This window comes from Streptomyces sp. NPDC098789 (assembly GCF_044759975.1).
Taxonomy (GTDB): Bacteria; Actinomycetota; Actinomycetes; order Streptomycetales; family Streptomycetaceae; genus Streptomyces.
On record NZ_JBIWAJ010000014.1, the window covers coordinates 268,158 to 274,323 of the forward strand.

The 6,166-nt window shown below is 73.9% G+C and carries 4 protein-coding genes; 2 read left to right on the top strand and 2 right to left on the bottom strand.

The annotated features are described in order from the left end of the window. Positions 1 to 2: 2 nt before the first annotated feature. Together ACIQWR_RS27065 and ACIQWR_RS27070 are read right to left on the bottom strand one after the other, a co-directional pair. Positions 3 to 419, bottom strand: coding sequence for a hypothetical protein (locus tag ACIQWR_RS27065; protein ID WP_404014517.1), 417 nt, complete (start codon positions 417 to 419; stop codon positions 3 to 5). 173 nt (positions 420 to 592) lie between these two features. Beyond that, positions 593 to 2,080 carry an MFS transporter gene (locus ACIQWR_RS27070; RefSeq protein ID WP_404014520.1) on the bottom strand — a complete coding sequence of 496 codons (1,488 nt, stop codon included), beginning with the start codon at positions 2,078 to 2,080 and terminating at the stop codon, positions 593 to 595. Positions 2,081 to 2,221: 141 nt separating this feature from the next. Between ACIQWR_RS27070 and ACIQWR_RS27075 the strand changes: the two genes are divergently transcribed. After that, on the top strand, positions 2,222 to 3,043 hold the full coding sequence (locus ACIQWR_RS27075) for a helix-turn-helix transcriptional regulator (protein ID WP_404014550.1): 822 nt from the start codon (positions 2,222 to 2,224) through the stop codon (positions 3,041 to 3,043). A 269-nt stretch (positions 3,044 to 3,312) separates the two neighbouring features. Then, positions 3,313 to 6,078: a BTAD domain-containing putative transcriptional regulator gene (locus ACIQWR_RS27080; RefSeq protein WP_404014523.1), complete on the top strand. Its 2,766-nt coding sequence runs from the start codon at positions 3,313 to 3,315 to the stop codon at positions 6,076 to 6,078. Positions 6,079 to 6,166: the final 88 nt, after the last annotated feature.

Genomic DNA, 6,166 nt, shown 5'->3' on the forward strand with positions numbered 1-6,166 from the left:
GTTCAGCGGGCCGCGGGTCGGCCCCGGGCGGCCGACCCCTCCTCGGCCACGAGGAGGGCGATCTCCTCCTGGGCCGCTCGGGCCTGCGCGCCCCGGCCCATCCGCTCCATCTGGAGCCGGTACACCGCCAGGCAGTCGGCGAGGAGCCCCACCCGTGCGGGCTCCCGTGCGTACGCCTCCCGCGCCGCGGCGACGGATTCGGCCAGCAGGGCCGCCACGATGGCGGGCTCGTGCGAGAACTCCCGGACCGCGTACTTGCCCAGCGCGACCGCCAGCAGCGGCAGGTAGGCCAGGGGACTCACTCGCGCCAACACCCGGTAGGCGGCGACCCGCTCGCCGAGTTGCGGCTTGCCCGAGGTGAGGAGGGCCACTCGTGCTCGAAGGACTGCGTCGTGACTGATGTGCGCCGAGTAGGTCATGACGGAGATTCTCAAAGCCGCAAGGGCACCCGAACAAGGGCAATCCGCTGTGCCCTTGGTCCTACGAAAACGCCCTCTGACCTGTCATGATGGATACGTATTCACCCTCGGGCCGGTAGCTGACACACCATCAGATCGACCGTCGGGGTGAAGCGCACCCCTCACGGACACCCTCACGCGCGGCTCTTCGCCCCGTCGCGCAGGCCGAGTGCGATGAGCGCCCCCACCACGAGCAGGATCGCCGCGTCCAGCGCCAGCACCGTGCGCACCCCGTCGAAGAGCGAGCTCCCCGTCGTCGCCAGCACGCCGAGCAGCGGGATGCCGATGGTGAGGCCGACCTGCTGGGTGGTGGTGACCAGACCGGTGGCCAGGCCCTGCTCCTCGTCCGGCACGCCGCTGGTCACGGTGACCCCGTACGAGATGATCGCGCCGAGGTGGCACATGCTGGCCAGCGAGACCGCGACGGTCGCCAGCAGTGCGCCCGCCCCCGGGCCGACGGCCAGCAGGGCCGCGGTGAACACGCCCTGGCCGAGCAGCGAGAGCGCCAGCGTGCGGCGCGCACCGATCCGGCCGATCACCCGGGACGCGTAGGAACCGGCGATGGCCGACATGACGCCCTGGACCCCGAAGACCAGGCCCGTCCGGAAGGACGACAGCCCCAGGGTCTCCTGGAGGTAGAGGGTCAGCACGAAGATGACCGTCGACATCATCGAGAAGGTCACCAGGCCGCCGACGTTGCCCCAGGCCACCGTGCGCCGCCGCAGCATCGGCAGCGAGACCAACGGGGCCGGGGACTTCGTCTCCACCACGACGAACGCGGCGATCAGGGCCACGCCGGCCACCAGCGTGCCCCAGACGTCGACGCCGCCGAAGCCCTCCTGCGCCGCCGTGGACAGCGAGTAGATCAGCGCGAGCAGACCACCGGTGACGGTGACGGCGCCCGGCACGTCCAGCCGCGGACGCTCGGGGGTCCTCGACTCGGGCAGCAGCCGCGGGGCCAGGCCGAGCACGATCAGCGCGGTGACCGTGAGGAGCCCCATCGTGGAGCGCCAGCCCAGCGCGTCGGTCATCACGCCGCCGAGCACCATGCCGACGGTGAAGCCGAGGGACAGCAGCGTGCCGGAGATGCCCAACGCCTTGGCGCGCAGCGGGCCTTCGGGGAAGGTCGTGGTCAGCAGGGACATGCCGGTGGGCACGATGAGCGCCGCGCCGAGGCCCTGGAGGGCGCGCCCGGCCAGGAAGGACGCCGGGTCCCAGGCGAGGGTGGCCAGCAGCGAGGCGAGGCCGAAGAGGACGAGGCCCGTCAAGAAGAGCTTCTTGCGCCCGTACAGGTCGGCGATCCGGCCGAAGAGCAGCAGGAAGCCGCCGGAGGGCAGTGCGAAGGCGGTGACCGCCCACTGGAGCTGGGACCGGCCCAGGCCCAGGTCCTTGCCGAGCACCGGCAGGGCCACGTTCAGCACGGAGAAGTCCAGGGCCACCATGAACTGGGCGGCGCACAGGACGAAGAGGACCAGTGCGGCCCGGCCGGTGAGCCGGTCGCCGCCGGTCGCCGCGGCCGCCGCCGCGATGGGGGCCGTCGTATCGGGGGCGGTCGTATCGGGGGCGGTCGTATCGGGGGCCCGCCCGGGCCCGCTGCGGGAAGTGCGCGTGTCCGTGGTCATGACGCCACCCTCGCTGCCCGGGAATGCGCGTGGAGAGAGGGAACTTATGCTGGTGGTGGCACCACCAGGCAGCCAACAGGGGGATTTTTCGTGGCCACACCGATCGACCAGCACCGGCGCTCCGAGCTGCGCGAGTTCCTGATGAACAGGCGGGCGCGGATCACCCCGACGGAGGCCGGACTGCCGGACGGCGGGGCCCGCCGCCGCACCCCGGGCCTGCGCCGGGAAGAGGTCGCCGTGCTCGCCGGGGTCGGGGTCTCCTGGTACCAGTGGCTGGAGCAGGGGCGTGACATCACGGTGTCCGCGCAGGTGCTGGACGCGGTGGGCCGGGTGCTCAAGCTGAGCAGCGCCGAACAGCGCCACCTCTACGTCCTGGCGGGGCTCAACCCGCCGGCCCTCCAAGTGGCGCCGTCCGCGAAGAACATGTGCGACGGGCTCCAGCGGCTGATCGACGCGTGGATGCCGTTCCCCGCGCACATCATGGACGTGTACTGGAACACGGTGATGTACAACGACGCCGCCTCCATCGTGCTCGGCATGCGACCCGAGATCGTGCAGAACTGTCTGATCGCCTTCTTCACCGACCCCCTCTACCAGGCGCGCAACAAGGACTGGGAGGAGATCGCGGCCCACGTGGTGGCCCAGTTCCGGGCGGCCTGCTCGGAGTCGCCCGACGACGACGGCTTCCGTGCGGTCGTCGAGGAGGCCAAGGAAGCCAGCCGGCTCTTCTCGGACCTGTGGGAGCGGCGGGACATCGAGCCGGGCGGCCAGATGCAGAAGGAGTTCCAACACCCCTTGGTCGGGACGCTGTTCGTCGAATCGACCTCGTTGCGCGTGCCGGCCCGCCCCGACCTCGCGATCGTCCTGCACATGCCCCTGCCGGGCACCGACACGGCCGAGAAGTTGGAGTGGTTGGCGTCCCCGGAGGGCCGCCGCGGGGCCATGTACCCGATCGCCGGCTGAATGCGTCGGGCGGGCCCTGCTCCCATCCCCGGCAGGGGAGCAGGGGGCCCGACGCCGCGCCACCCGACCCGCCGAGGGTCCCACCACCGGCCAACGTTGCCCTAACGGGGTGCTAACGGAGCATCACCGTATGATCACCGAACGCCGCGCCGGGGCGGTCGGTGGCCGGGGCCGCCGAGGCAAATGGCCGGGAACCCACTCATGTCCCGAAATGGGCCGACGTACGCTCGCCCAGGGGGCCGTGCCGCCTTGAACGGAGTGGGGATCACATGGAGTTCCGCGTACTGGGTCCCGTGGCCGTGGTGACGGGGCGCGGGGAGCCGCTGCCCCTCGGCCCGGCCAAGCGGCGCAGCCTGCTGGCCATGCTGGTGCAGTGCCCCAACGCGGCCGTCGCCGTGGACCGGCTGACCGAGGCCATGTGGTTGGAGGACCCGCCCCGGCACTCCCGGACCGTGGTGCAGGGGCACGTGTCCCAACTGCGGGCGCTCCTGGCCGCGCACGACGCCCGGGCCCACGGCGTCGAACTGCGCACGCACGGGGCGGCGTACCTCCTGCGGGTGCCCGAAACCCTGGTCGACGCGCACCGCTTCGAGGAGTTGCTGCGGCTCGCCCGGGCACAGCGGACGCCGCGGGACGCCGTCCCGGTCTTCCAGGAGGCGCTCGCGCTGTGGAAGGGACCCGCGCTCGCCGGGACGGTGCACAGCCCGCTGCTGGAGCACGCCGCGCACGCGCTGGAGGAACTGCGGCTCACCGCGGTGGAGGAACTGGCCGACGCGCACGCGGCCCTCGGCGAGCACGCCACGGCGGCGGCCGCACTGCGCGCCGAGGCCGTCGCACACCCGATGCGGGAACCGCTGATCGCCGCGCTGATGCGGGCCCTGGGCGGGGCCGGACGGCAGGCGGACGCCCTGCACTGGTTCCACCGCACCCGCAGGCTGCTCGCCGATCAGCTCGGCGTCGACCCCGGAGCGGCGCTCGGCGACGCGTACACCGCCCTGCTGCGGACCGCGCCCCCGTCGGCCGGCTCGGCGTCCACCGCCGCGGGCCGGGATGCGACTCCCCCGCAACCCGCTGCCGCGAACCCGCCGGCACGGACGCGGGCGCAGACGCCAACTCCGGCACCGGCACCGACCCTGACGCCCGTGTCCGTCACGGCGGGGGCCGCCCCGCGCCCCCAACTGCTGCCGCGCCGCCCGCGGGCCTTCACCGGGCGCGAGGACGAGCTGGAGGCGCTCGACCGGGCGGCGACCGCCGCCCCCGGCGCCGTCGCCCTCATCACCGGCAGCGCCGGTGTCGGAAAGACCGCGCTCGCCGTGCACTGGGCACACCTGCGCGGCGCGGACTTCCCCGACGGGCGGCTCTTCGTCGACCTCCACGGCTACAGCACCGTCCCGACCCGCGGCGCCACCGCCGTGCTCCGCGAACTGCTGCTCGCCCTCGGCCTGCCCGCCGAGCAGATGCCCGGCTCGCCCGATGCGCTCGGCGCCCGCTACCGCGAACTGACCTCCGCACGGCGGATGTTGATTGTCCTGGACAATGCCCATGATTCCGGACAGGTACGTCCGTTGCTGCCCGGCGGGGACCGCTGCGTCACCGTCGTCACCAGCCGGGACCGGCTCGGCGGCCTCGTGGCATCGGACGCCGCGTGTCCGGTGCCGCTCGCGCAGCTGCCCGCCGTCCAGTCCACCGCGCTCCTGGCGGCCGTCCTGGGCCCGGACGCGATCGCGAACGAGCCGGAGGCCGCCGCCCACCTCGCGGCGCTGTGCGACGGCCTGCCGCTCGCCCTGCGGGTCGCCGCCGCGCGGCTCGCCACCCACCCGCACCACGGCCTGGCCGCCTTCGTGCGCGAACTCTCCGACGAACACCGCAGACTGGACCTGCTGAACGTCGACGACACCGGTGTCGGCGCCGCGCTCGGCCTCACCGTGCGCCAGCTGCCGGAACCGGCTCGACGGATGTTCCACCGGCTGGGGCCGCACACCGGCGCCACCCTCGACATCTGTACGGCCGCGGCGCTCGCCGACTGTCCGGCGGGTCAAGCCGCCGTGGCGCTGGACCAGTTGGCCGCCGCCCAACTGGTCGTCGAGGCGGGTCCGCAGGCGTACGTCCTGCACGACCTGGTCCGCCTCTACGCCCGCAGCCTGGACCCCGGGCACGATCCGGACGGCCTGCCCCGGCTGCTCGACCACTGGCTGCGCACGCTCCTCGCGGCGTGCGCCGCCGCGGAACCGGGCAGCGAGCCCTGCTGCGCGCTGCCCGCCGCGGCCCGGCGGCCCGCCGCCGAGATCCGGACCTTCGCGGACCGCACGAGCGCGCTCGCCTGGTACTCCGCCGAGCGGGACACCCTGCGCGGGGCGGTCGACGCGGCCGTCGCGGCGGGTCTGCACGACCGCGCCTGGCGCCTCGTGCTCCTGCAGTGGCCCCTCATCCTGTGGCAGGTCCGGGACGGCTGGGTGCCGCTCCTCGAACAGTGCCTGGCCTCCGCCGAACGGGCCGGCGACCACGGCGCGCAGTCACGGGCACGGGCCTTGCTCGGCTGGGTGCTGGCCGAAGAGGGCCGCTCCGAGGAGGCCCTCGGCCACCTGGAACGCGCCCCCGACCTCTCCGCCCTGGCGGGCGACCGGGCCGGCGAGGCCGTGGCCAGGATCAACCTGGCCATCGCGCTCACCCGGCGCGGCACGCCGGAGCGGGCCCAGGAACTGCTGGTGCGCGCCCTGGCCCTGGCCGAGGAGGCCGGACGCACCGAGACGGTCACCCTCGCCCACCAGCACCTCACCCAGTACCTCCTCGCCGTCGGCGCCCACGACGAGGCCGCCTGCCACGCCGCACGCGGACTGGCCCTCGCCGCACCCCCGCTCGCCGCGCCCCGCCGCGTGGTGCTGCGCACCCTGTACGGAGAGGCCCTCGCCGCGGCGGGCCGCACCCCCGAAGCGGTCCGCCAACTGGACGACGCGATCAGCGAGGCCCGGGCGAGCTCCTACGAGGAGGGCGAGATCGCGGCCCGCGCCGTCCTGGCCGGCCTGGCGGGGGCCTAGTAGTGCTTTGTTACCTGGTGTCGTAGGGCTGCCACGGGGTGGGTTGTCGGCAGGTGGGGCAGGTGCCGGTCCAGGTGGCGATGAGGTG